Source organism: Sulfitobacter aestuarii, assembly GCF_042685005.1.
GTDB classification, from domain to species: Bacteria; Pseudomonadota; Alphaproteobacteria; order Rhodobacterales; family Rhodobacteraceae; genus Sulfitobacter; species Sulfitobacter aestuarii.
This window is the reverse complement of sequence record NZ_JBHUMP010000001.1, coordinates 442191-464025: the sequence shown is the minus strand read 5'-3', so window position 1 is coordinate 464025 and position 21835 is coordinate 442191. Positions and strand designations below refer to the sequence as shown.

Annotated in this window: 21 protein-coding genes; 15 read left to right on the top strand and 6 right to left on the bottom strand. The window is 60.8% G+C overall.

Annotated features, from left to right (window positions below; genetic code table 11):
• Nucleotides 1–132 precede the first annotated feature (132 nt).
• Both ACFSUD_RS02330 and ACFSUD_RS02325 read left to right on the top strand, forming a co-directional pair.
• On the top strand, nucleotides 133–2394 hold the full coding sequence (locus tag ACFSUD_RS02330) for an NADP-dependent malic enzyme (protein WP_386371073.1): 2262 nt from the start codon (nucleotides 133–135) through the stop codon (nucleotides 2392–2394).
• Nucleotides 2391–3263 (top strand): ribokinase, encoded by an 873-nt coding sequence (locus ACFSUD_RS02325; RefSeq protein WP_386371071.1) that lies wholly within the window; start codon nucleotides 2391–2393, stop codon nucleotides 3261–3263. Before ACFSUD_RS02330 ends, ACFSUD_RS02325 begins: the two co-directional genes overlap by 4 nt.
• On the opposite strand, the gene msrA is transcribed toward ACFSUD_RS02325, so the two are convergent.
• Nucleotides 3260–3862 (bottom strand): peptide-methionine (S)-S-oxide reductase MsrA, encoded by a 603-nt coding sequence (msrA, locus tag ACFSUD_RS02320; protein WP_386371091.1) that lies wholly within the window; start codon nucleotides 3860–3862, stop codon nucleotides 3260–3262. The two genes, ACFSUD_RS02325 and msrA, sit on opposite strands and share 4 nt — an antisense overlap.
• A gap of 209 nt (nucleotides 3863–4071) precedes the next feature.
• Between msrA and ACFSUD_RS02315 the strand changes: the two genes are divergently transcribed.
• Both ACFSUD_RS02315 and ACFSUD_RS02310 read left to right on the top strand, forming a co-directional pair.
• Nucleotides 4072–4992 carry a D-amino acid aminotransferase gene (locus ACFSUD_RS02315; RefSeq protein ID WP_386371069.1) on the top strand — a complete coding sequence of 307 codons (921 nt, stop codon included), beginning with the start codon at nucleotides 4072–4074 and terminating at the stop codon, nucleotides 4990–4992.
• A 23-nt stretch (nucleotides 4993–5015) separates the two neighbouring features.
• On the top strand, nucleotides 5016–5711 hold the full coding sequence (locus ACFSUD_RS02310) for a sulfotransferase-like domain-containing protein (RefSeq protein ID WP_386371090.1): 696 nt from the start codon (nucleotides 5016–5018) through the stop codon (nucleotides 5709–5711).
• A gap of 55 nt (nucleotides 5712–5766) precedes the next feature.
• On the opposite strand, the gene ACFSUD_RS02305 is transcribed toward ACFSUD_RS02310, so the two are convergent.
• Nucleotides 5767–6993, bottom strand: a complete 1227-nt coding sequence (locus ACFSUD_RS02305; RefSeq protein ID WP_386371067.1) for an argininosuccinate synthase — start codon at nucleotides 6991–6993, stop codon at nucleotides 5767–5769.
• A gap of 129 nt (nucleotides 6994–7122) precedes the next feature.
• Between ACFSUD_RS02305 and ilvA the strand changes: the two genes are divergently transcribed.
• Complete coding sequence (gene ilvA, locus ACFSUD_RS02300) at nucleotides 7123–8352, top strand: threonine ammonia-lyase IlvA (RefSeq protein WP_386371065.1); 1230 nt, start codon at nucleotides 7123–7125, stop codon at nucleotides 8350–8352.
• On the opposite strand, the gene ACFSUD_RS02295 is transcribed toward ilvA, so the two are convergent.
• Nucleotides 8315–8695: an Hpt domain-containing protein gene (locus tag ACFSUD_RS02295; protein WP_386371063.1), complete on the bottom strand. Its 381-nt coding sequence runs from the start codon at nucleotides 8693–8695 to the stop codon at nucleotides 8315–8317. The two genes, ilvA and ACFSUD_RS02295, sit on opposite strands and share 38 nt — an antisense overlap.
• Before the next feature lie 146 nt (nucleotides 8696–8841).
• On the opposite strand from ACFSUD_RS02295, the gene ACFSUD_RS02290 reads away from it, so the two are divergent.
• On the top strand, nucleotides 8842–10125 hold the full coding sequence (locus ACFSUD_RS02290; protein WP_386371061.1) for a PP2C family protein-serine/threonine phosphatase: 1284 nt from the start codon (nucleotides 8842–8844) through the stop codon (nucleotides 10123–10125).
• Here ACFSUD_RS02290 and ACFSUD_RS02285 read toward each other — a convergent pair.
• A complete protein-coding gene (locus ACFSUD_RS02285) occupies nucleotides 10113–10550 on the bottom strand; it encodes an NUDIX domain-containing protein (protein WP_386371060.1) in 438 nt (145 codons plus the stop codon). The two genes, ACFSUD_RS02290 and ACFSUD_RS02285, sit on opposite strands and share 13 nt — an antisense overlap.
• Nucleotides 10551–10628: 78 nt before the next feature.
• Between ACFSUD_RS02285 and hslO the strand changes: the two genes are divergently transcribed.
• The 7 genes from hslO to ACFSUD_RS02250 all read left to right on the top strand — a co-directional run bounded on the left by hslO (nucleotide 10629) and on the right by ACFSUD_RS02250 (nucleotide 19011).
• Nucleotides 10629–11615, top strand: a complete 987-nt coding sequence (gene hslO, locus ACFSUD_RS02280; protein ID WP_386371058.1) for an Hsp33 family molecular chaperone HslO — start codon at nucleotides 10629–10631, stop codon at nucleotides 11613–11615.
• Complete coding sequence (locus ACFSUD_RS02275) at nucleotides 11608–12201, top strand: CoA pyrophosphatase (RefSeq protein ID WP_386371056.1); 594 nt, start codon at nucleotides 11608–11610, stop codon at nucleotides 12199–12201. The genes hslO and ACFSUD_RS02275 overlap by 8 nt, the downstream gene beginning before the upstream one ends.
• Nucleotides 12198–13358: a CCA tRNA nucleotidyltransferase gene (locus tag ACFSUD_RS02270; RefSeq protein WP_386371054.1), complete on the top strand. Its 1161-nt coding sequence runs from the start codon at nucleotides 12198–12200 to the stop codon at nucleotides 13356–13358. The genes ACFSUD_RS02275 and ACFSUD_RS02270 overlap by 4 nt, the downstream gene beginning before the upstream one ends.
• A 167-nt stretch (nucleotides 13359–13525) precedes the next feature.
• Entirely contained in the window at nucleotides 13526–15364 is a 1839-nt protein-coding gene (locus ACFSUD_RS02265; protein WP_386371052.1) for an ABC transporter ATP-binding protein, read from the top strand.
• On the top strand, nucleotides 15361–17193 hold the full coding sequence (locus ACFSUD_RS02260) for an ABC transporter ATP-binding protein (RefSeq protein ID WP_386371051.1): 1833 nt from the start codon (nucleotides 15361–15363) through the stop codon (nucleotides 17191–17193). The genes ACFSUD_RS02265 and ACFSUD_RS02260 overlap by 4 nt, the downstream gene beginning before the upstream one ends.
• A complete protein-coding gene (locus tag ACFSUD_RS02255) occupies nucleotides 17190–18428 on the top strand; it encodes a class I SAM-dependent RNA methyltransferase (protein ID WP_386371049.1) in 1239 nt (412 codons plus the stop codon). The genes ACFSUD_RS02260 and ACFSUD_RS02255 overlap by 4 nt, the downstream gene beginning before the upstream one ends.
• Before the next feature lie 82 nt (nucleotides 18429–18510).
• Complete coding sequence (locus ACFSUD_RS02250; protein WP_386371047.1) at nucleotides 18511–19011, top strand: L,D-transpeptidase family protein; 501 nt, start codon at nucleotides 18511–18513, stop codon at nucleotides 19009–19011.
• 30 nt (nucleotides 19012–19041) lie between these two features.
• Here the strand turns inward: ACFSUD_RS02250 and ACFSUD_RS02245 are convergent, their stop codons facing one another.
• Nucleotides 19042–19551 carry a CAP domain-containing protein gene (locus ACFSUD_RS02245; RefSeq protein ID WP_386371045.1) on the bottom strand — a complete coding sequence of 170 codons (510 nt, stop codon included), beginning with the start codon at nucleotides 19549–19551 and terminating at the stop codon, nucleotides 19042–19044.
• A gap of 168 nt (nucleotides 19552–19719) precedes the next feature.
• Here ACFSUD_RS02245 and ACFSUD_RS02240 point away from each other — a divergent pair, with 168 nt between their 5' ends.
• Together ACFSUD_RS02240 and ACFSUD_RS02235 are read left to right on the top strand one after the other, a co-directional pair.
• The gene (locus tag ACFSUD_RS02240) at nucleotides 19720–20328 is read left to right on the top strand and encodes a L,D-transpeptidase (protein ID WP_386371042.1); all 609 of its coding nucleotides are present in this window, start codon (nucleotides 19720–19722) and stop codon (nucleotides 20326–20328) included.
• A gap of 140 nt (nucleotides 20329–20468) precedes the next feature.
• Nucleotides 20469–20651 (top strand): hypothetical protein, encoded by a 183-nt coding sequence (locus ACFSUD_RS02235; protein WP_386371041.1) that lies wholly within the window; start codon nucleotides 20469–20471, stop codon nucleotides 20649–20651.
• Nucleotides 20652–20742: 91 nt separating this feature from the next.
• Here ACFSUD_RS02235 and hemH read toward each other — a convergent pair whose 3' ends face one another.
• Nucleotides 20743–21789: a ferrochelatase gene (gene hemH / locus ACFSUD_RS02230; protein WP_386371039.1), complete on the bottom strand. Its 1047-nt coding sequence runs from the start codon at nucleotides 21787–21789 to the stop codon at nucleotides 20743–20745.
• Between the last annotated feature and the right edge of the window lie 46 nt (nucleotides 21790–21835).

Here is a 21835-nt window from a genome sequence, read left to right as displayed (position 1 = left end):
ATCCAGTCCAACAATCAATAGGGTCCAATGAACCCATCATGATGACAGACGGAAGGTGGCAGGCAGGAAACGCTTACATTGATTGCGCGGCACTGCCTCGCTATGAGTGGCAAAAACGGGATAATTGAACACGTGACCTCCAAAAGCCGTATCACCTCCGAAGACGCCCTGGCCTTTCACCTTGAGCCGAGCCCCGGCAAGTTCGAGATTTCTGCTACCGTGCCGATGACCACCCAGCGGGATCTGAGCCTGGCCTATTCCCCGGGCGTTGCCGTGCCCTGCGAGGCGATCGCGGCGTCCCCTGAAACCGCCTATGACTACACCAACAAAGGCAACCTGGTTGCGGTGATCTCCAACGGAACCGCGGTGCTGGGGCTGGGCAATCTCGGGGCGTTGGCCTCGAAACCGGTGATGGAAGGCAAGGCTGTTCTGTTCAAACGCTTTGCCGATGTGAATTCGATCGATATCGAGCTTGATACCGAGGATAGCGAGGCATTCATCAGCGCTGTGAAGCTAATGGGGCCGACCTTCGGCGGGATCAACCTCGAGGATATCAAGGCACCCGAATGTTTCATCATCGAGCAGCGGCTGAAGGAAGAGATGGACATTCCGGTGTTTCACGACGACCAGCACGGCACCGCGGTGATCTGTGCTGCCGGCCTGATCAATGCCTTGCATCTGTCCAAGAAGAAGATCGAGGATGTGCGGATCGTCCTCAACGGGGCCGGCGCAGCGGGAATCGCCTGTCTCGAACTGCTCAAGGCGATGGGCGCACAGCATAACAATTGCATCATGTGCGACACCAAGGGGGTAATCTATCAAGGTCGCAGCGAGGGCATGAACCAATGGAAATCGGCGCATGCGGCGGTGACCGAGCTGCGCACGCTGGAAGAAGCGATGAAGGGTGCCGATGTCTTCCTCGGGGTGTCGGCCAAGGGAGCGGTCACGGCGCAGATGGTCGCCGACATGGCCGACAATCCGGTGATCTTTGCCATGGCGAACCCGGACCCGGAGATCACGCCGGAAGAGGCGCATGCCGTACGGATAGATGCCATCGTGGCGACCGGGCGATCGGATTATCCTAATCAAGTCAACAACGTGCTCGGCTTCCCCTACCTTTTCCGCGGTGCGCTCGATATCCACTCCCGGGCAATCAACGATGAGATGAAGATCGCCTGTGCACATGCGCTCGCAGAGCTGGCCCGCGAAGACGTGCCCGACGAGGTGGCGCTGGCCTATGGCAAGAACCTCAGCTTCGGACGGGATTACATCATCCCCACACCGTTTGACCCACGTCTGATCCATCGTATTCCCCCCGCCGTCGCCCGGGCAGGGATGGACACCGGCGCGGCGCGGCGTCCGATCATCGATATGGAGGCCTATGAGCTGAGCCTGAAGGCGCGGATGGACCCCACGGCCAGCATCCTGCGCGGTATCAACGCCCGCGCTCGAGCCAACCAGGCGCGCATGATCTTTGCCGAGGGCGATGACCCGAAGGTGCTGCGGGCGGCGGTGATGTACCAGCGGGCCGGCTTTGGGCAGGCGCTGGTGGTCGGTCGCGAGCACGATGTCAAATCGAAGCTGGAATCCGCCGGAATGGCGGATGCGGTGCGCGAGTTGGAGGTCGTCAATGCAGCCAATTCGCCGCATTTCGAGACCTACAAGGAATTTCTCTACGGCCGTTTGCAGCGGAGGGGCTTTGACAGCAAGGACATCCACCGACTGGCCGGACGCGACCGCCACGTGTTTGCCGCGCTTATGTTGGCGCATGGGCAGGGCGATGGGCTGGTCACCGGAGCCACCCGCAAATCGGCGCATGTGCTGGAACGGATCAACCACGTCTTCAACGCCGATGCCGAACATGGGGCCACCGGCATCACCGCGCTGCTGCACAAGGGGCGGATCGTCTTCATTGCCGACACCCTGGTACATGAATGGCCCGACGAGAACGATCTTGCCAATATCGCCGAGGCCGGCGCGCGGGTGGCGCGGCATCTGGGGCTGGAGCCACGCGTGGCCTTTGTTAGCTTCTCGACCTTCGGTTATCCGGTTTCGGAACGCGCCGAAAAGATGCATGGTGCGCCGCGGATTCTCGATCAACGTGGGGTCGATTTCGAATATGAAGGCGAGATGACCGTCGATGTGGCACTCAATGCAGCCTCGCAGCAGAATTATCCCTTCTCGCGTCTGACCGGCCCGGCAAACATCCTCGTGGTGCCGGCGCGCCATTCGGCGAGTATTTCGGTCAAGCTGATGCAGGAGATGGCCGGGGCCACCGTGATCGGGCCGATCCTGACCGGGCTCGACCGATCAATCCAGATCTGCTCGTCCACGTCGACGGCGAATGACATCCTCAACATGGCGGTGCTGGCCGCCTGCAAGGTCGGCGGATGATCTGGAACCTCGGCTCCATCAATGCGGACAATTTTTATGATCTGCCTCATCTCCCGGGCCCGGGCGAAACGTTGACCGCCACGCGCTTCCGACAGGGCCTCGGAGGCAAGGGGGCCAACATGTCCGTCGCGGCGGCGCGTGCGGGCGCGCGGGTGATGCATATCGGCGCAACCGGGGCCGACGGCCGCTGGGCTGCGCAACGTCTGTTCGAGTACGGGGTCGATATACCCCATGTCGCAGAGGTCGACAGCGCCACTGGACATGCGAACATCCATATAGATCCGCAGGGCGAGAACAGCATCGTGATCTTCGCCGGTGCGAATGCCGATATCGACGAGCAGATGATCGGTGCCGCGCTTTCCGAAGCGCGGCCGGGCGATACGCTGCTGTTGCAGAACGAGACGAGCGGTCAGGTCTATGCCGCCAAGACCGCAAAAGCGCTGGGTCTGCGACTCATCTATGCGGCGGCGCCTTTTTCAGCCGCGGCGGTCGCCGCAATTCTTGAAGATATCGATATTCTGGTGCTGAACGCCGTCGAGGCGGGGCAACTGCATGCCGCCACGGGCCGTGAACTCGATGCCTTGCCGGTAGGCGATGTGATCGTAACGCTCGGTTCCGACGGTTGTAAATGGATCTCCAACACGGCTCGGACCACGCGTCTATTTCCGGCCTTTCCCGTCGTACCGGTGGATACCACCGGCGCCGGCGATACGTTCACCGGCTATCTCGCATCGGCGCTCGACCGTAGCTTGCCGATGCCTCAAGCCATCACGCTGGCATCCAGGGCGGGCGCCCTTATGGTCACCCGGCGGGGCACTGCCGATGTGATCCCGGATCTCAGGGAAGTCCAAGATCACGATTTCGGTTAGCCGACAAAAGGTGCCGCAGATCCCCAAAGCTCTCTGACCCGCGCATCGCGACCACAGCCCTTGCGATAGCGTTCATAAGCCGTCGATTTCTTGATGCCGATTCCGACGCTGCTGAGCGCCAATCTGTCATAGCTCTTGTAATAATCCTGATGATAGGCGTCGGCCGGGTAGAAAGTTGCGGCGCCAAGTACCGGAGTCACGATCTCGCGCCCGAGATCCGCCGCTGCTTCAGCCTTGGCGCGCTCGGCTGCGGCTTTCTGATCGGCGTCCATCGCAAATATCGCCGTGCGATAGCTTTCCCCGCGATCACAAAACTGGCCACCCGCATCGGTTGGATCGATGGACCGGAAGAACATCGCCAGCAGGGTCTCTTCGCTGACGACCGCGGGGTCATAGGTAATCTCGACCGCCTCGTAATGTCCGGTGCCGCCCGCCGTGACCTGTCTGTACGTCGGGTTCGTCGTTCTGCCGCCGGCAAAACCGGAGACAGCCTCCTTTACGCCCTTCACCTTTTCGAAATCGGCCTCGACACACCAGAAGCAACCGCCGGCGACGGTCAGCGTCTCCAACTCCGCCGCGCTTGTCGGCAGGCTTTGCATCGAAAGGCTCGCAGCGGCTGCAGCCGCAAGTGACAGCATTCTCATGTGGGATTTCCTGCGCATGGTGATCTCCTTTTCGCTCACGCTGACGTTGTTTCCTAGCTAGCGCAATGAGGGGAGCGGCAAAGTCACGTGCAGGTGAACGCAATTTACCGCTTGGCACTGCGCGGCAACCTTCCTAGCGTCCGGATGCAGGGGGAGGAACGAATATGCAGGATCATGTAACCACTCATCAGGCAGAGGAAGACGCGCGGAACGAGAGGATCCTTATCTATCTCAACGAGAGAATCATTCCGAAGGCTGAAGCCATGGTCAGTGTCTACGACAGTGGGTTCATGCTTGGTGATGGGGTTTGGGAGGGGCTGCGGCTATACGATGGATGCTGGGCCTTTCTCGATGAACATCTGGACCGGCTCTTCGAGGCGGCCAAGGCGATCGATCTGGACATCGGCATGGACCGCAACGCGCTGGTTTCGGCATTGCTGGAGACGCAGAAGGCCAATGATATGACCTCTGATGCCCATGCGCGGCTGATGGTCACGAGAGGCGTGAAATCCCGCCCGTTTCAGCATCCCTCGCTGTCCCGTTCGGGGCCGACGGTCACGATCATCATGGAGCATTCCAGACCATCGCTGCCGCGCCCGATCCGGTTGGCCACGGTGCCACACCTGCGCGGCCTGCCGATGACCCAGGATCCCAAGCTCAACAGCCATTCCAAATTGAACTGCATTCTTGCCTGTATCGCCGCAGAGAAGGCCGGGGCGGATGAGGCGCTGATGCTGGATCTGCATGGTTTCGTGAACACCACCAATGCCTGTAACTTCTTCATCGTGCGCAAAGGCGCAGTTTGGACATCTACCGGCGATTACTGCATGAACGGCATAACCCGGCAGAAGGTCATCGACCTGTGTCGCGCCAATGATATTCCCGTCTTCGAGCGCAACTTTTCACTGGTGGATACCTATGGCGCCGATGAGGCCTTCCTCACCGGGACGTTTGGCGCGCAGACGCCGGTGGCCTCGGTCGATGGTCGTCAGATCGGCAACGGCGAGCTCGGTCCGATGACGCAAAGGCTGCGGACTCTCTACAAGGAGCTCGTGAGCTCCGAATGTGCGAAGCGCAAGGTATGATGGCGGCGGTGGCGCAGCGGCCCATACGCATCGCGATGTGGTCCGGCCCGCGCAATCTCAGCACAGCGATGATGTACTCCTTTGGAAACCGCGCTGATTTCACCGCACGGGACGAGCCGTTTTACGCGGCCTATCTCGCGGCCTCGGGGGTTGATCACCCGATGCGCGCCGAAATCATCGCGAGCCAGGACAACGATCCCGAGGAGGTCGCCCGGGCCTGTACCGACCAAGGCTCTCCGCATATCTACATGAAACACATGCCGCATCACATGCTGGAAGGCTTCCCGCTCGATTGGGCCCGGGATTGTGTAAACATACACCTCATTCGGCATCCGGCCCGCGTGATCGCGAGCTATGCGGCAAAGCGCAATGAGGTGACTCTGGAGGATATCGGTTATGTCCAGCAGGCGCGTATTCATGCGGAACTCGGCGGGCTGGTGATCGACAGTACGGATATACGCGCCGAGCCGGAAACGATGCTCCGCAGGCTCTGCGGCGAGATCGGCCTTTCCTTCGACCCGGCAATGCTTCGCTGGTCCGCAGGGCCGCGTGCTGAAGACGGTATCTGGGCGCGGCATTGGTACGGGGCGGTGCATGAAAGCACCGGCTTCGCCGCCGCAGAAGGCGATCCGCCTGAGCTGGAGTCTGATAGGGCCGCGCTTTGCGCCGATGCGATGCCCTATTACGAGAAGATGTGGCAGGAGCGGTTGTTGCCGTAAGCAACTCGGCTGCGCGGGTCGGACTTTCCCGATCGCGCAGCCACATCTAGCCTGATCAGGGTTTGAGCCGCTTGTCGCGGGCGGCCAGCAACTTCAAACGTAGCGCGTTGAGCTGGATGAAGCCGGCCGCATCCTTTTGATCATAGGCACCGGCGTCATCCTCGAAGGTGACATGTGCTTCCGAATAGAGCGAATGATCGGACCAACGTCCGACGGTGCGCACATGACCCTTGTAGAGCTTGAGCCGCACAGTGCCGGTCACATGTTCCTGGCTGGCGTCGATCGCCGCCTGCAGCATCTTGCGCTCCGGACTGTACCAGAAGCCGTTGTAGATCAGTTCGGCATAGCGCGGCATCAGTTCGTCCTTTAGATGCATTTCGCCGCGGTCGAGAGTGATTGATTCAATCCCCCGATGCGCTTCGAGCAACAGCGTGCCGCCGGGAGTTTCATAGATGCCGCGAGATTTCATACCGACGAAACGTCCTTCAACCAGATCCAGGCGACCGCAACCGTGCTTGCCGCCGAGTTCGTTGAGCTTGGTCAGTATCGTCGCCGGGGACATCGCCACGCTGTTGATCGAGACCGCATCGCCGCGCTCGAAGCCGATTTCGACGTATTCCGGCGTATCCGGCGCGTCTTCGGGGCTGACGGTGCGCTGATAGACATATTCCGGCGCGTCCTCTGCCGGATCTTCCAGCACCTTGCCCTCCGAGGAGGTGTGCAGCAGGTTGGCATCGACACTGAACGGCGCCTCGCCGCGTTTGTCCTTGGCCACGGGGATCTGGTTGCTCTCGGCAAACTCCAGAAGCTTGGTGCGGCTGGTCAGATCCCATTCGCGCCAGGGTGCGATCACCTTGATATCAGGGTTAAGCGCATAGGCGGCCAGTTCGAAACGCACCTGGTCATTGCCCTTGCCGGTAGCGCCATGAGCGACAGCATCGGCACCGGTTTCCGCCGCGATCTCAACCAGACGCTTTGAGATCAACGGGCGTGCGATCGAAGTGCCGAGCAGGTATAGCCCTTCATAGACAGCGTTGGCACGGAACATCGGGAAGACGAAGTCACGCACAAATTCCTCGCGCACATCCTCGATATAGATGTTTTCCGGTTTGATCCCCAGCAGCTCGGCCTTCTTGCGCGCCGGCTCGAGCTCTTCGCCCTGACCGAGATCCGCGGTGAACGTCACCACTTCGCAACCATATTCGGTTTGCAGCCATTTCAGGATAATCGAGGTATCAAGACCGCCAGAATAGGCGAGCACAACTTTTTTGGGCGCGGACATGAAGGGTTCCTTTCCAGTTCACCGCGCGAAGTACCGGGTTTTGCACTTGCGGGCAAGATTGAAGCCTGCGTTGACCTGATCCGCCTGCGGCCCTATCGACAAGGTGAACACGATACGGCGCGAGGCAAGATGACGGATTTCAGCACCGGGGCACGGGACGCGACTGAGGCCATGCGGGAGGTCTTTCCCGCGACCCCCTGTATGCGCAACGAACATCTCTGCGAGCGCTACGGGGCCGACATCTGGCTCAAGCGCGAAGACCTGAGCCCGGTCCGCTCCTATAAAGTGCGTGGTGCCTTTAACGCGATGCGAAAGGTGATCCCGGCGCAATCTCTCTTTGTCTGCGCCTCCGCAGGCAATCATGCACAGGGCGTGGCCTTCATGTGCAGTCATTTCGGAGTACGCGGGGTCATCTTCATGCCGGTGACCACGCCGCAGCAGAAGATCCAGAAAACCCGGATCTTTGGCGGAGCGCATATCGAAGTGCGCCTCGTCGGCGATTATTTCGACAAGACCTTGGCCGCGGCTCAGGAATTCTGCGCTGCGGAAGGCGCACATTTCCTGTCGCCCTTTGATGATGACGATGTGATCGAAGGCCAGGCTTCCGTCGCAGTCGAGATTGAGCAGCAATTGGGACGTCGTCCCGATCATGTCATCCTGCCAGTCGGGGGCGGCGGACTTTCTTCCGGGGTCTACAGCTATTTTCAGGATCTGTGCCGCTACACCTTGGTCGAACCCTCGGGCGCACCCAGCCTCGCCCAGGCACTGGCGGCGGGGAAGCCGGTCGATGTCTCGCCGATCAACTCCTTCGTTGATGGCGCCGCCGTGGCGAAGATCGGTACCCGCAATTTCGAACGGCTCAGACATGTGAGCCCGACCGATGTGATCGATCTTTCCGAAGATCGGATCTGCGTGACCATCACGGAGATGCTCAACGTGGAAGGAATCGTGCTTGAACCGGCCGGCGCCCTGTCTATCGATGCGCTTGGCGAGGTGGCCGAACAGATTCGTGGCAAGACGGTGGTCTGTGTCGCGTCAGGTGGCAATTTCGATTTCGAGCGGCTGCCCGAGGTCAAGGAACGCGCGCAGCGCTATTCCGGGGTGAAGAAGTATTTCATCCTGCGCATGCCGCAGCGTCCGGGTGCCCTGAAGGACTTTTTGAACCTCCTCGGGCCCGAAGATGATATCTGTCGCTTCGAATATTTGAAGAAGTCTGCGCGGAACTTCGGCTCGGTATTGATCGGTATCGAGACCCGTGATCCGCATAGCTTCGTTCCTTTCCTGGAAAAACTCAAGGCATCGGGTTTCACCTTTACCGACATTACCAATGATGAGACCTTGGCTCAGTTCGTCCTTTAGGGAGGACGGAACGTCGGCCTCTCGAACCGGTCCGGTAGCCCGCAAGAAACGCCTGCCGCGATGCGCTGTGGCAGGATCGGATCGCAGTCAGAACCTTCCCTTGCCGGTTCTGCGCAACCTGTTCCTCCGCATCCCGGCAAAGCTCTGCGAGAGCTGTGAAACCTAACGTCAATGCGCTGCCCTTGAGGAAATGCAGATCAGCAGCGAGCCGAGCAGGTTCTGCGGTTTCCGCCAGGCGCTGAGACACTTCCTCTGCCTCGCCGAGAAATAATTCGACAACCTCGGCAAAGTCATCTGCACCGACCTCCTGCTGCAATTGGGCAATGCGGGTCCAATCGATCATCGCGTCGTCTCCGTCATTGAAGCAGCCTCGCTTTTAACGGCTAACAAAGGGTGAAGCAGTTCCTGCCGATGGATAAAGATCTATCTTTTACCGACCTTTAACTTCGGCGCGGATATCGACAGTTGAGTTGAAACTGAAAAGATCTGATGACCCAGGCATTCCCGGTTCCGAGCGTAGATTATTCGTCAACACAGGATGCCTCGCTGCGACGGATCCTGGTGGTCGATGACAGTCGATCGCAACGTCGTCTCCTGGCAGCCTCACTGACACGGCAGGGGTTTGACGTCACCGATGCGGGTTCTGGCCATGAGGCTCTGGACCATTGTAGCAGGCAGTTGCCTGATCTCGTGATCAGCGACTGGATAATGCCCGGCATGTCGGGGCTGGAGCTATGTCGGGCCTTTCGGGCGCTATGTGCGGATCAATATGGATACTTCATCTTGCTGACTTCCAGAAGCGAGAAGGCTGCTGTCGCACAGGGGCTCGATTCCGGGGCGGATGATTTCCTGAGCAAACCGGTGGATAGCCACGAACTGCGCGCCCGGATCAACGCCGGGCAGCGTATTCTCACCATGCAGCGCGAACTCAGCGCCAAGAACCGCTTGATCGGGGATACGCTTGCGGAATTGCAGCGTGTTCATGATTCACTTGATAGCGATCTGCGCGCGGCGAAGAGGCTACAGCAATCCCTGTTGCGGGAACGGTATAAAGGCTTCGACACCGCGGAATTGTCGCTAATCCTGCGCTCGAGCGGTCATGTCGGGGGCGATCTCGTCGGCTTCTTTCCGGCTGGAAACAACCAACTGGGTCTTTACGCGATCGATGTGTCAGGCCACGGGGTCAGCTCCGCGTTGATGACCGCCCGATTGGCAGGTTACCTTTCGGCAACCGCCCCGGAGCAGAACGTCGCCCTGCAGCGCGAGGCAGATGGCAGCTTCAATGCGCGACCGCCTGAGGAGGTCATCAGGGACCTGAACCAACTGGTGTTGAACGATCTGGAGACGGAACATTATTTCACGATGCTGCTGGCGATCGCCGAGCTGCACACCGGCCGGGTGACCCTATCCCAGGCCGGCCATCCGCACCCGGTCGTACAGCGTCGGAATGGGGAGATCGAGCATTCCGGTACAGGCGGGTTCCCCCTCGGACTGGTCGGAGGACTTAGATTCGAAAGTTTCGACATCGAGCTTGCACCGGGTGACAGGCTGCTGATCCTCTCTGATGGCGTTACCGAATGTCCAGACGGGGAGGGGAGGATGCTTGGGGAAAACGGGCTGAGCAAAATGCTGAGCCATCTGGGCACGATGCGGGGCCCGGCTTTTCTCGAGGCGCTGATCTGGGAGTTGACCGAACGTGTGGGCGAGGCGCCGATCCCCGATGACGTCTCGGGCCTCTTGCTGGAATATAGCGGGAAAGTTCAGCGGAGGTAGCGTGCAAGAAACATCCGGTCGCCGTCATTGCCAAGCGTGGCAACGGCACGATCGCCGGGCAATACGAGGGTGCGATGATCGGGCTCGGATGGCTGCGCTATCTGGCGTACGGGATGGGCGAGGAAAACATGGCAGAGCTTCTCTGCCCAGAGCTGATACTCCGGCATATAGACGAAGCGCCGGAAACTTCCCAGCTTGCGCGGACGGGCGATGCGCCAACCGGTCTCCTCCAGCACTTCCCGATGCAGCGCCTGCAACGGGGATTCGCCATGGTCGATTCCACCGCCGGGGAGTTGTACATCCGTTACGTCGGACACTTGCGCAGTCAGAAGGAACTGCCGCCGCAGTGGCAAGATCGCATAGGCACCCGGTCGCACAACGTAGCGTTGCCCCGCCATCGGCGGTTGTCCTACCCGTCTGATCACCTGCCCGCCCCTTTTTCCACGTCTTGCCGGTCCTATATAGACGCGGTATGCCAAGCGCCTCCCGGTAAGGAAAGCCTGATGACCCAAGGAAAACAGATCACATGGGATGATAGCGTCCTGCCTTTTCAACTCGATCACGCGGACATCCGCGGGCGCGTCGCGCGTCTGGACGGGGTGCTTGAAGGGATCCTGCGTCAGCATGATTACCCGCCCAAGGTCGAGGCGCTGGTAGCCGAGATGGCATTGCTTACCGCGCTAATCGGCCAGACCATCAAACTGCGGTGGAAATTGTCGCTTCAGGTTCAGAGCAAGGGCGCGGTCCGGATGATCGCGACGGATTATTACGGCCCCGAGAAGGAAGGCGAACCGGCCCGGATCCGCGCCTATGCCAGCTATGATCCGGCGCGTCTGACCGAAGAGAGCGCTTTCGAGCAGGTTGGCGAGGGATATTTCGCCATCATGATCGATCAGGGCAAGGGCATGACGCCCTATCAGGGCATCACACCGCTCACCGGAGGATCGCTCGCCGCTTGTGCGGAGACCTATTTCGCGCAGTCCGAACAATTGCCGACACGGTTCTCGCTGAGCTTCGGGCGTTCGTCCGGCCCGGACGAGGCGGAGCATTGGCGGGGCGGCGGGGTGATGCTGCAGCATATGCCGAAAGCCTCGCCCTTCGCGGCAAAGGGCGAGGGCAGCGGTGAGGCACTGGCCGCGCAGGATCTGCTGCATGACGACGAGGCGGAAAACTGGCACCGGGTAAACGTTCTTCTTGATACTGTCGAGGAACTGGAGCTGATCGGGCCGAGCGTGCCGCCCACCGACCTGCTGATGCGATTGTTTCACGAGGAACAACCGCGGGTTTTCGATGCGCAGGCCGTGCGCTTCGGCTGTTCCTGTTCGGAGGACAAGGTGCGTCAGAGCCTGTCGATCTATTCGGCCCGGGACATCGAGAAGATGACAACTGACGCGGGGCGGGTGACGGCCGATTGCCAGTTCTGCGGGGCGCATTACGATCTCGACCCTGCTTCTGTCGGTTTCGAGGCCGGTGCGCCCGGCAGTGAATGAGAGCCTGAACAATTTCAGACGCGCGCTGGCGCGGACCGGTGTCGTATCATCCGACTTCGATCTCAATCCCGAGGTCGAACTTCCGGCCGATCGCAAGCTGCGTCCGGCCGGGGTGCTGGCGGCAATCACGGAGGACGACGGGCGCCTTCGGCTATTGCTGACCAAACGCTCATCTGCGCTCAGGCATCATCCAGGTCAGATCGCCTTTCCGGGCGGCAAGCAGGACGGCGGCGATGTAGATGTCATTGCCGCCGCCCTGCGTGAGGCCGAGGAGGAGATCGGTCTGCCACGCGACAGGGTGGAGGTGTTGGGCACCTTGCCGTCCCATGAGACGGTGACCGGGTTCCAGGTTACTCCGGTGATCGGCTATGTTGCCGAACCCTTCGTCATTCGGCCGGAACGCGGCGAGGTGGAGGAGGTATTTTCCGTACCTCTCAACCATGTGCTCGATCCGGGAAATTATATCGTCCACTCGCGGCGCTGGCGGGGGCAAAGACGGTATTACTATGCGGTTCCTTTCGGTCCCTATTACATCTGGGGCGCGACTGCGCGTATGCTGCGCGCATGGGCCGAACGGATGACATGACGATACCGGGCGAGACGGGCTGGTTGCAGGATCGCGACGCTCAGACAGTATGCGAGGCCGTCATGAACGGCGGCTATCGGATCTATTTCGTCGGCGGCTGTGTGCGCAATGCGTTGCTGGGCCTTCCTGATAGCGACGTTGACCTTTCCACCAATGCCCGTCCCGAGGCGGTAATGGCATTGTCGAAGGAAGCGGGGTTGAAAGCGGTCCCGACTGGTATCGAGCATGGTACAGTCACCGTGGTTTCCGGCGGAAAGCCCTTTGAAGTCACCACCTTCCGACGGGATGTAGCCACCGATGGCCGCCGGGCGCTGGTGGCATTTTCCGACGATATTGCCGAGGATGCGCGGCGGCGTGATTTTACGATGAATGCGCTCTATGCGACGCCGAAGGGAACTCTGGTTGATCCGCTCGGCGGACTGCCCGATTTGCTGGCCCGGCGGGTGCGTTTCATCGAGGATGCAACCGCGCGGATCCGAGAAGATTACCTCCGCATCCTGCGCTATTTCCGTTTCTGCGCACATTATGCGGACCCGGCGGCAGGGTTTGACCCCGAGACACTGAATGCCGTCGCAGCGCAATCGGAAGGGTTAAAGACATTGTCTGCCGAGCGGATCGGCATGGAGATGCGGAAACTTCTGGCAGCCCGGGACCCGGCCCCGGCATTGGCGGCGATGCGGCAGACTGGTGTGCTGGCGCGCGTTCTGCCTGGATCCGATGACCGCTGGCTCGGTATCCTGGTCCATCTGGAAGAGCGTCTTGCACAACAGCCGCGCTGGCTGACACGGCTGGCGGCGTTGGGCGGCGAGGCGGCAGCGCAACGTCTGCGCCTGAGCAGGGCGGAGGCGCGGGATCTGGTATTGCTGCAGAACCTGTCCAGTGCCGCGATCTCGGTCGAAGAGATCGCCTATCGGCATGGCGCTCAGATCGCCGTGGCGGCGTTGTTGTTGCGTCATGCCATGCGCGAGACCTTGCCTGAAACGTCCGTGTTAGAGAAGGTATCCGCCGCCGCCGAACAGGTTTTTCCGATCCGCGCTACCGATCTGATGCGGGAATTGCGCGGCCCGGCTCTGGGAGCGGCCCTGTCGCGGCTCGAAACGGCGTGGATCGAATCAGGTTTCGTCCTCAGCCGCGCGGAACTTCTCGATCGGGTCTGAACGCTCGACAGAAGCGGCATTATTCGGTATGTCCGTCATATCGAAGATGGAGGTGTGCAAAATGTACCGCGGGATCTGGTTCAGCTAAGGCTGGCATAAGCTCTCCGACTTCCGGATCGTCCGCCTTGGCCGTCCGGACATTCTGCACGTTTCATCAAGGTATTTTCATGTTTCATTTTTTCGAGAATCTCGTCGACCCTTATGTCGATTACCCGCAGCAGGACCGGCCGCCGCGGCGGCTCTGGGCGTTTTTTCGTGAATATTCGGTGCCGTTCAAACGGGTCTTCGTCCTGGCCGGAACGATGTCAATCGTGGTCGCAGCGATCGAGATCGGGCTGATCTATTACCTCGGGCGCATTGTCGATCTGCTCAGTACCGGTTCCGCGGAGATGTGGGAGCGACACGGTACGGAATTGATCCTGGTAGCGCTCTTCGTGCTTCTCATCCGGCCGCTACTGCAGGGGATTGACGTTGCGTTGCTCAACAACGCGATCCTGCCGAATTTCGGCACGCTGATCCGGTGGCGCGCGCATCGTCAGGTATTGCGGCAATCGGTTGGCTGGTTCGAGAATGATTTCGCAGGACGTATCGCCAACCGGATCATGCAGACCCCGCCTGCCGCCGGTGAAGTGGTGTTTCAGGTCTTCGATGCACTCTCCTATTCGCTGGCCTACCTGATTGGCGCGGCGATCCTACTGACCAGTTCGGATTGGCGTCTGCTCCTGCCGCTGCTGATCTGGTTCGGTCTTTATATCTGTCTGGTGATCTGGACAGTGCGGCGGGTCGGCCCCGCGTCGAAGGCCGCCTCGGATGCGCGTTCGCAGGTGACCGGACGGGTCGTGGATGCCTACAGCAACATTCATTCGGTGAAGATGTTCGCCCATCACGACCGGGAAGTCGACTTCGCCCGCGAGGCAATCGAGGAGGCGCGGCGCACCTTTCAGGTCGAGATGCGTATCTTCACGCTGATGGATGTGACGCTGGTGGCGCTCAACGGGCTGTTGATCGTCGGGGTGATCGGCTGGGCGCTGGTCCTCTGGATGGCGGGCGAGGCGAGCACTGGCGTAGTTGCGGCCGCCGCGACACTGACCCTGCGGCTGAATTCTATGACTGCCTGGATCATGTGGGCGCTGTCCTCCTTCTTCCGGCAACTCGGCGTCGTTGCCGAAGGAATGGAAACCATCGCGCAGCCCATTCACCTGACCGACGAACCCACCGCGCGACCGCTGAAACTGCATCACGGCGAGCTGCGGATCAAAGGGCTGACCCATCACTACGGTCGGGAAAGCGGCGGTCTGCAGAATGTCGACCTGACCGTGAAGCCGGGCGAGAAGATCGGCCTCGTGGGGCGTTCCGGCGCCGGCAAGTCGACCCTCGTGAAACTCTTGCTGCGCTTTTACGACGCCGAGGCGGGAAAGATTTTGATCGACGGGCAGGACATCACCGCGTTGCGCCAGGATTCCCTGCGCCGCCATATCGGCATGGTACAGCAGGAATCCTCCCTGCTGCATCGTTCCGTCCGCGAGAATATTCTCTATGGGCGTCCGGAAGCCAGCGAAGACGAGATGATTGCCGCGGCCAAACAAGCCCAGGCGCATGACTTCATCCTCGATCTCAAAGATGCCGAGGGCCGACGCGGCTATGATGCGCGGGTCGGGGAGCGGGGTGTGAAGCTTTCCGGTGGTCAGCGGCAGCGCATCACCCTGGCGCGGGTGATCTTGAAAAACGCGCCAATCCTGCTGCTCGACGAAGCGACCAGCGCGCTGGATTCCGAGGTCGAGGCAGCGATTCAGGAAACGCTCTACGGCATGATGCAGGGCAAGACAGTGATTGCCATCGCGCACAGGCTGTCAACCATTGCTCAAATGGATCGGATCGTGGTGCTCGACCAGGGGCGTATTGTCGAGCAAGGCTCGCATGAGGCGCTTTTGGCGCAACGCGGCCTATATGCTGAGTTCTGGGATCGTCAATCCGGCGGTTTCCTGACGATGGATGAGGTTTCGTGAGCATTTCAGACTGGATAGACCCATTTCGCGCCGCCGAAGGCCCGCCGCCGCGGCAGCTCGGAGCGTTTTTCCGCTGGTGTCTTGCCGGGGCCTGGCCGGCCCTGTGGCTGGCGGGGTTCTTCTCAGCCTCTGCCGGAGTGATGGAGGCCGGGACCGCCTGGATACTCGGCAAGGTCATCGATGCGACCGTGAGCGCCGGACCGGAGCATTTCTTCAGCTCAGGCAATATGGTGCTGATCCTCGGTGCGGTGGCTTTTTTTCTGTTGCTGCGGCCGCTGCTCTTTGGTCTGTCCGCGGCTTCGAATGCAATCATCGTGCAGCCCAATATCAACCCGCTGGTGCTATCCCGCCTGCATCGCTGGACCTTGGGACAGGATGTCGGGTTCTTCGATGACGATTTCGCAGGTCGGATCGCCCAGAAACAGATGCAGGCGGCACGTGCGGTTACCGACGTGGCTTCAGAGGTGATCAATGTCGTCGCTTTCGCGATTGCGTCGCTGCTCGGTTCGGTGGCGCTGCTACTGGCGATCGATTGGCGCGTCGCGATCGGCTTTTGCTTCTGGCTGGCTCTCTACTTCGCGCTGATTTCCTGGTTCCTGCCGCGTGTGCGTCAGCGCGCCGCCGGGCGGGCCGGCGCTCGGGCCATGGTTTCCGGGCAGGTCGTAGATACGATAACCAATATCAAGACCGTGAAACTTTTCGCCCATGCCGATCACGAGGATCGCGCCGCGCTGGGCGCGATGCAGGCATTCCGGTCACGGGCGATGGAATTCGGCTATCTCGCTGCCAGCTTCCGTCTGGCGCTGATGACCTTGGCCGGGTTGCTGCCGGTGCTGCTGCTTGGGGGGACCATATTGCTCTGGCAGCGTGGGCTGACCAGCGAAGGCGATATCGTTGCTGCCGGGGCGATCGCGATCCGCATCGCGCAGATGACCGGCTGGGTCAGTTTCACGTTGATGGCGATCTATTCCAATATCGGCGAGGTGGAAGATGGCATGCGCAGCCTCACACCGCCGGTGCGGCTCGAGGATGAGGCGGATGCGCGGGAACTGATCGTACGCGCCGGGCGTATCGAACTGCAGGACCTGTCCTTTGCCTATGGTCGGGACGTCGGCGGGATTGCGGCCGTAGACCTGGACATCGCGCCGGGCGAAAAGCTGGGTATCGTCGGGGCTTCGGGAGCCGGGAAATCGACCTTGGTGGCGTTACTGCTGCGACTCTACGAGGCGGAAAGCGGCCGAATTCTTATCGACGGGACCGACATTCGTGAAGTCACGCAGGAGAGCCTGCGCCGCAACCTTGGCATGGTCACGCAGGAAACGGCGATGTTCAACCGATCCGCGCGCGACAACATCCTCTACGGGCGTCCCGATGCCAGTATGGAGGAGGTCATCGCGGCGGCACAGGCAGCCGAAGCGCATGAATTCATCCTCGAGCTGGAGGACCACAAGGGTCGCCGCGGCTATGACGCCCATCTTGGCGAGCGCGGCGTCAAGCTTTCGGGCGGGCAGCGTCAGCGGATTGCCCTGGCCCGAGCTTTCCTCAAGGATGCGCCCATATTGGTCCTGGACGAGGCCACCAGCGCGCTTGATTCCGAAGTGGAGGCGGCGATCCAGTCGGCGCTGGTGCGGGTGATGCAGGGCAAAACGGTGCTGGCCATCGCGCATCGTCTCTCTACGTTGACGGAAATGGACCGGATCCTGGTAATGGATGTCGGCCGCATCGTCGAGATTGGCAGCCACGCGGAGCTCTTGGCGCAGGACGGGCTTTATGCGAAGTACTGGCACCGCCAATCGGGCGGCTTCTTGGACATGCGCGCGGCGGAATGACAGAATACAAGATCGAGCGGCTTGGGCATCACGGCGACGGCATCGCAGCGGGACCGCTATATGCACCATTGACATTGCCCGGTGAAGTGGTCACCGGCACAGCGGACGGCCAGACGTTGCGCGACATTCGCATCGTCACGCCTTCGGACCAGCGTGTCGCGGCGCCCTGTCGGCACTTTCGATCCTGCGGCGGCTGCCAATTGCAGCACGGCTCCGACGATTTTGTTGCGCGCTGGAAGGAGGACGTCGTCCGCACCGCTTTGGGTGCGCACGATATCACCACCGAGCTTCGTCCGATCGTGACCTCTCCCGCCCAGTCCCGTCGACGCGCGACCCTTGCCGCGAAGCGGACGAAGAAAGGCGCGATGGCCGGGTTCCATGGTCGCGGTTCCGACGTGATCGTCGAGATACCGGGGTGTCAATTGCTCACGCCGATGCTGATGCAGTCCTTGCCGATCGCGCAGGAGCTCGCCCTGATCGGCACCAGCCGCAAGGCGGTTCTGGCAGTGACTGTTACGGAGACCCTGGACGGTCTCGATGTCGCAGCAAGCGGCGGCAAGCCCCTTGAGGCCGCGCTGCGCGAAGAGCTCGCGCGCTTCTGCGAAAAAAGCGGTCTCGCGCGGCTGACCTGGGACGATCAGGTCCTGGCGATGCGGATGCCGCCTCGCCTGCGCTTTGGCAAGGGCGATGTCAGTCCGCCGCCCGGCGCATTTCTGCAGGCCACCGAATCCGGGGAACAGGCGCTTCTCGGCGCGGTCCGGGAGGCGGTCGGCGATGCGACGCGGATCATCGATCTATTCGCCGGGTGCGGCACCTTCAGCCTGCCACTGGCCGAACAGGCGGAGGTGCTGGCGGTCGAGGGGGAGGCAGCGATGCTGGAGGCGCTCGATATTGGCTGGCGTGGCGCGAAAGGGCTGAAACGCTTGCGGACAGAGACCCGTGACCTGTTTCGCCGCCCGCTGCTGCCAGATGAGCTTATGGCCGCGCAGGCAGTGGTGCTCGATCCGCCCCGCGCGGGTGCCGAGGCGCAGGTGGCTGAGCTGGCAAGGGCTGGCACAGGGCGGCTCGCCTATGTCTCCTGCAACCCGGTAAGTTTCGCGCGCGATGCTGCCGTGTTGATCGAAGCGGGCTACCGGCTCGATTGGGTCCAGCCGGTCGACCAGTTCAGATGGTCGGCACATATCGAACTGGCCGCGGGTTTCAGAGGTCCGGAGCCTCGCACCGCGCACCGCTGATCCGTCAGTTTGGGGGCTAGCCCGGGCAAATGATTTGCGGTATTCTCGTCGAAAAAACACGGAACAATCGAGGCATAGGCAGATGCGGCGCAGAAATCTTCTTTTGGGAGCAACAGCGGCCCTGACCCTCGGGGCGTGCAGTGCTCCGGGCAAGTTCAAACGCTACAATGGACCGGAGGTCACCTCCGTGGTGGTCAACAAGGGTGATCGCCGGATGTATCTCATGCATCGCGGCAAGGTGCTCCAGGATTACCCGATCAAGCTCGGGTTCGCCCCGGTCGGACACAAGAATTTCGAAGGCGACGGCAAGACCCCGGAAGGCCTCTACCGGATCGACCGGCGTAATCCCAACAGCAAGTTCCATTTGTCCATCGGTGTATCTTATCCCAACGAGCTCGACCGCGCCTATGCCGAGGCGCTGGGCCGCCCGCCAGGGGGCGATATCTTCATTCACGGACAGAAGGATCCGGGCAAGAAGGACCGTGGCGATTGGACCTGGGGTTGCATCTCGGTCACCAACAAGGAGATCGAGGAAGTCTATGCGATGGTGCGGGACGGAACACCGATCATCATCAATCCGTGACCCGGTCCTGGTGGGCGCTGATCCTGAGGATCAGCTGCCCAGGACCATGGTCCACCAGATCTTGCCGCCGGTTTCCTGATACCAGGAGAAGCCCAGATTGCGGGCCTCTTCGGAAAGGATGATGCGGCGGGTATCGGGTTGGTCCATCCAGGCAGCCAGGGTCTCGAGTTCCGTCTCATAGGTCTCGGAGATGACTTCGCCGATGATGCCGCCGTTATAGCCAACACGTTGGATCCGATCGACCGGGGAAGAACCGTCGGAACCGAAGTGCCAGGGGCGGTTCTGCACCGACATGTCGCGCGAGTGCGTGGCGGCGGCGGCGTTGAGCTTGGCGTCAAGCTGCACCGGCGCCCGGCCCGAAGCGCTGCGCAGGGCGTTGACGGCATCGAGCATGCGGAACTGCACCGTGCCCGCTTCCGACCGGTTGATGCGATAGACCTGCTGCGCGGGCTTTCCATCTGGGCCGATAGTAGTAGTCGCGGGCGTACAGGCCGCCACCGCCACTGTCAGTGTCAGAAGGAGGGAGAATAGACGGATCATCAGGGCAGCTCCATGTAAATGGGGTTTGTGCTGCCTTACCCTGTGCAACGTTGCAGTTCAAACGCACATCGGCGTTACTCTGCCAGATAATGGCGGTTTGATTTGAAACTGCGACTTTCGCGCCATATATCCAAGGATATAGCTGCAAACCCATTTCGGAGACTGATGATGTCCGACAAACCGATCTCCAATACCTCCCGCCGTGCCTTTTTGGCCGGGGGTGCGGCGCTGCTCGCCACACCGGCATTGGCGCAAACCTCCTCCTACAACGGGGCCGAGACCACCGAGAACGAGCGCGACTTGACCGAGACCGTGCAGCGCAATATCTCGAGCTTCCGCTCGTTGGATTGGCAGCCTTATTTCAGCAACACGCGCAACGGTGCGATTCTGGTCGATATCGACAGCCGCGCGGTGCATTACTGGTCAGAGGATCAGAGTATCTACAAGCTCTACCCTTCCAGCGTTCCGCTGACCGAGGATCTCACGCGGCGCGGCCGCACATCGGTCGTGAAGAAGGTGGAGGGTCCGAGCTGGCGTCCGACACCGTCGATGCTCAAGCGCAACCCGGAGTGGCCGCCCTATGTCGGTCCCGGTCCGGACAACCCGCTGGGGACCCATGCGCTCTATCTGAGCTGGACCTATTACCGGATCCATGGCACTCACGATACGCGCAAGATCGGCCGCCGTTCATCCAATGGTTGCATCGGCCTCTACAACGAGCATATTGCTGAGCTTTTCGCGATGACGAAGGTCGGAACGCAGGTGTTGCTTATTTGACGACATCCCGGCGTTTGTACGGGACCCAGACCAAAACTAGGTTTTCAAACCGACAGTTATGCTGTTTAGAAAGTTGTACGAGGTAAGTCTTGGGTGCGTGTGCGCACAATGTGTGGCACGCCTTTTCTGGAGGTTATGATATGAAGAAACTCGTTCTCGCCGCTGCTCTGTCGGGCGCTGCTTCGACTGCTTTCGCCGGTTCGCTGGCCGAGCCGATCATCGAAGCACCTGTCATCGTCGAAGAAGCTGCCGGTTCGTCCTCGGGCGTTCTGATCCCGCTTCTGCTGCTGGCGCTGGTCGCTGCTGCTGTTGCTTCCGACTAATCGGACACGACTTCTTTATGAAAAAGGCGGTGCTTGGCGCCGCCTTTTTTATGCCCGGTAGAGACGTTCCTGCGGACAGATCCAGCCGTACTCAGTCAAGCCAGCCCTGCAGGTTTTCCTCGATCACCGCGCTCAGGGCCCTGATATGGGCTTCGTCGTCGTTGAGACAGGGAATATATGTGAACTTTTCTCCGCCCGCTTCCTCGAAGCTTTCCTTGATTTCCTCGTTGATCTCCTCAAGCGTCTCGATGCAATCGGCCGAAAAGGCAGGGGCGCAGAGGGCGATATTCTTCTTTCCCGCCTTGGCGAGACGGGCCACCTCCTCGACAGTATAGGGCTGCAGCCATTCCTCCGGCCCGAACTGGGACTGGAAGGTCGTGACGATCTCGCAATCCCGCCAGTCGAGTCGCTCCCTCAGCAGTCGCGTGGTTTTCTGGCACTGGCAATGATAGGGGTCACCCTCCATCAGATAGCGGATCGGCAGGCCATGGTAGGAGCAGACCAGCACATCCGGGCGGTTCGTGCCGTCCGGATAGGTACGCTCGATAGATTGCGCCAAAGCTTCGATATAGTCGCCGCGGTCGAAATAGGGCGGGACGGTGCGGCTCGCAGGCTGCCATTTCTCCTTGGCCAGCGCAGCGAAGAACGCATCATTCGCAGTCGCGGATGTCGCGCCGGCATATTGCGGATAGAGCGGAAAGAACAGGATCCTGTCGCAGCCCGCTGCCGTCATCTCGGCCACTTTCGAGCGGGTCGAGGGATTGCCGTAGCGCATGCAGAAATCGACCATGACATCCGTGCCATAGCGCGCCTCCAGTGCGGAGCGGATCTTGCCCGTCTGCGCCTTGGTAATGGTCATCAGCGGGCTTTCGTTCTCAGCCTCGTTCCAGATCGACTTGTAGGCCTTGCCGCTGCTGAAGGGACGTTTGCTCAGGATCACCAGCTGCAGCAGCGGTTGCCACTTCCAGGGGCTGTAGTCGATGACGCGGCGGTCCGAGAGGAACTCGTTGAGATAGCGGCGCATCGACCAGTAATCGTAGTTATCCGGGGTGCCGAGATTGGCCAGCAACACGCCGACCTTGCGGCTCGGCAGTGCCGGGTGGTCGGGTTCGGCGTGTTCTGGACGGGTATTCGGCATGGGCTTCCCTCGGTAAAGACATCTCCCCGAGATATAGCCTTTGGCA

Excerpts from the sequence above, each read along its gene's own strand:
- ACFSUD_RS02325 (WP_386371071.1), top strand. The coding sequence starts at position 2,391 with ATGATCTGGAACCTCGGCTCCATCAATGCGGACAATTTTTATGATCTG.
- msrA (WP_386371091.1), bottom strand. The coding sequence starts at position 3,862 with ATGCAAAGCCTGCCGACAAGCGCGGCGGAGTTGGAGACGCTGACCGTC.
- ACFSUD_RS02315 (WP_386371069.1), top strand. The coding sequence starts at position 4,072 with ATGCAGGATCATGTAACCACTCATCAGGCAGAGGAAGACGCGCGGAAC.
- ACFSUD_RS02305 (WP_386371067.1), bottom strand. The coding sequence starts at position 6,993 with ATGTCCGCGCCCAAAAAAGTTGTGCTCGCCTATTCTGGCGGTCTTGAT.
- ilvA (WP_386371065.1), top strand. The coding sequence starts at position 7,123 with ATGACGGATTTCAGCACCGGGGCACGGGACGCGACTGAGGCCATGCGG.
- ACFSUD_RS02295 (WP_386371063.1), bottom strand. The coding sequence starts at position 8,695 with ATGATCGATTGGACCCGCATTGCCCAATTGCAGCAGGAGGTCGGTGCA.
- ACFSUD_RS02290 (WP_386371061.1), top strand. The coding sequence starts at position 8,842 with ATGACCCAGGCATTCCCGGTTCCGAGCGTAGATTATTCGTCAACACAG.
- hslO (WP_386371058.1), top strand. The coding sequence starts at position 10,629 with ATGACCCAAGGAAAACAGATCACATGGGATGATAGCGTCCTGCCTTTT.
- ACFSUD_RS02270 (WP_386371054.1), top strand. The coding sequence starts at position 12,198 with ATGACGATACCGGGCGAGACGGGCTGGTTGCAGGATCGCGACGCTCAG.
- ACFSUD_RS02265 (WP_386371052.1), top strand. The coding sequence starts at position 13,526 with ATGTTTCATTTTTTCGAGAATCTCGTCGACCCTTATGTCGATTACCCG.
- ACFSUD_RS02255 (WP_386371049.1), top strand. The coding sequence starts at position 17,190 with ATGACAGAATACAAGATCGAGCGGCTTGGGCATCACGGCGACGGCATC.
- ACFSUD_RS02250 (WP_386371047.1), top strand. The coding sequence starts at position 18,511 with ATGCGGCGCAGAAATCTTCTTTTGGGAGCAACAGCGGCCCTGACCCTC.
- ACFSUD_RS02245 (WP_386371045.1), bottom strand. The coding sequence starts at position 19,551 with ATGATCCGTCTATTCTCCCTCCTTCTGACACTGACAGTGGCGGTGGCG.
- ACFSUD_RS02240 (WP_386371042.1), top strand. The coding sequence starts at position 19,720 with ATGTCCGACAAACCGATCTCCAATACCTCCCGCCGTGCCTTTTTGGCC.
- ACFSUD_RS02235 (WP_386371041.1), top strand. The coding sequence starts at position 20,469 with ATGAAGAAACTCGTTCTCGCCGCTGCTCTGTCGGGCGCTGCTTCGACT.
- hemH (WP_386371039.1), bottom strand. The coding sequence starts at position 21,789 with ATGCCGAATACCCGTCCAGAACACGCCGAACCCGACCACCCGGCACTG.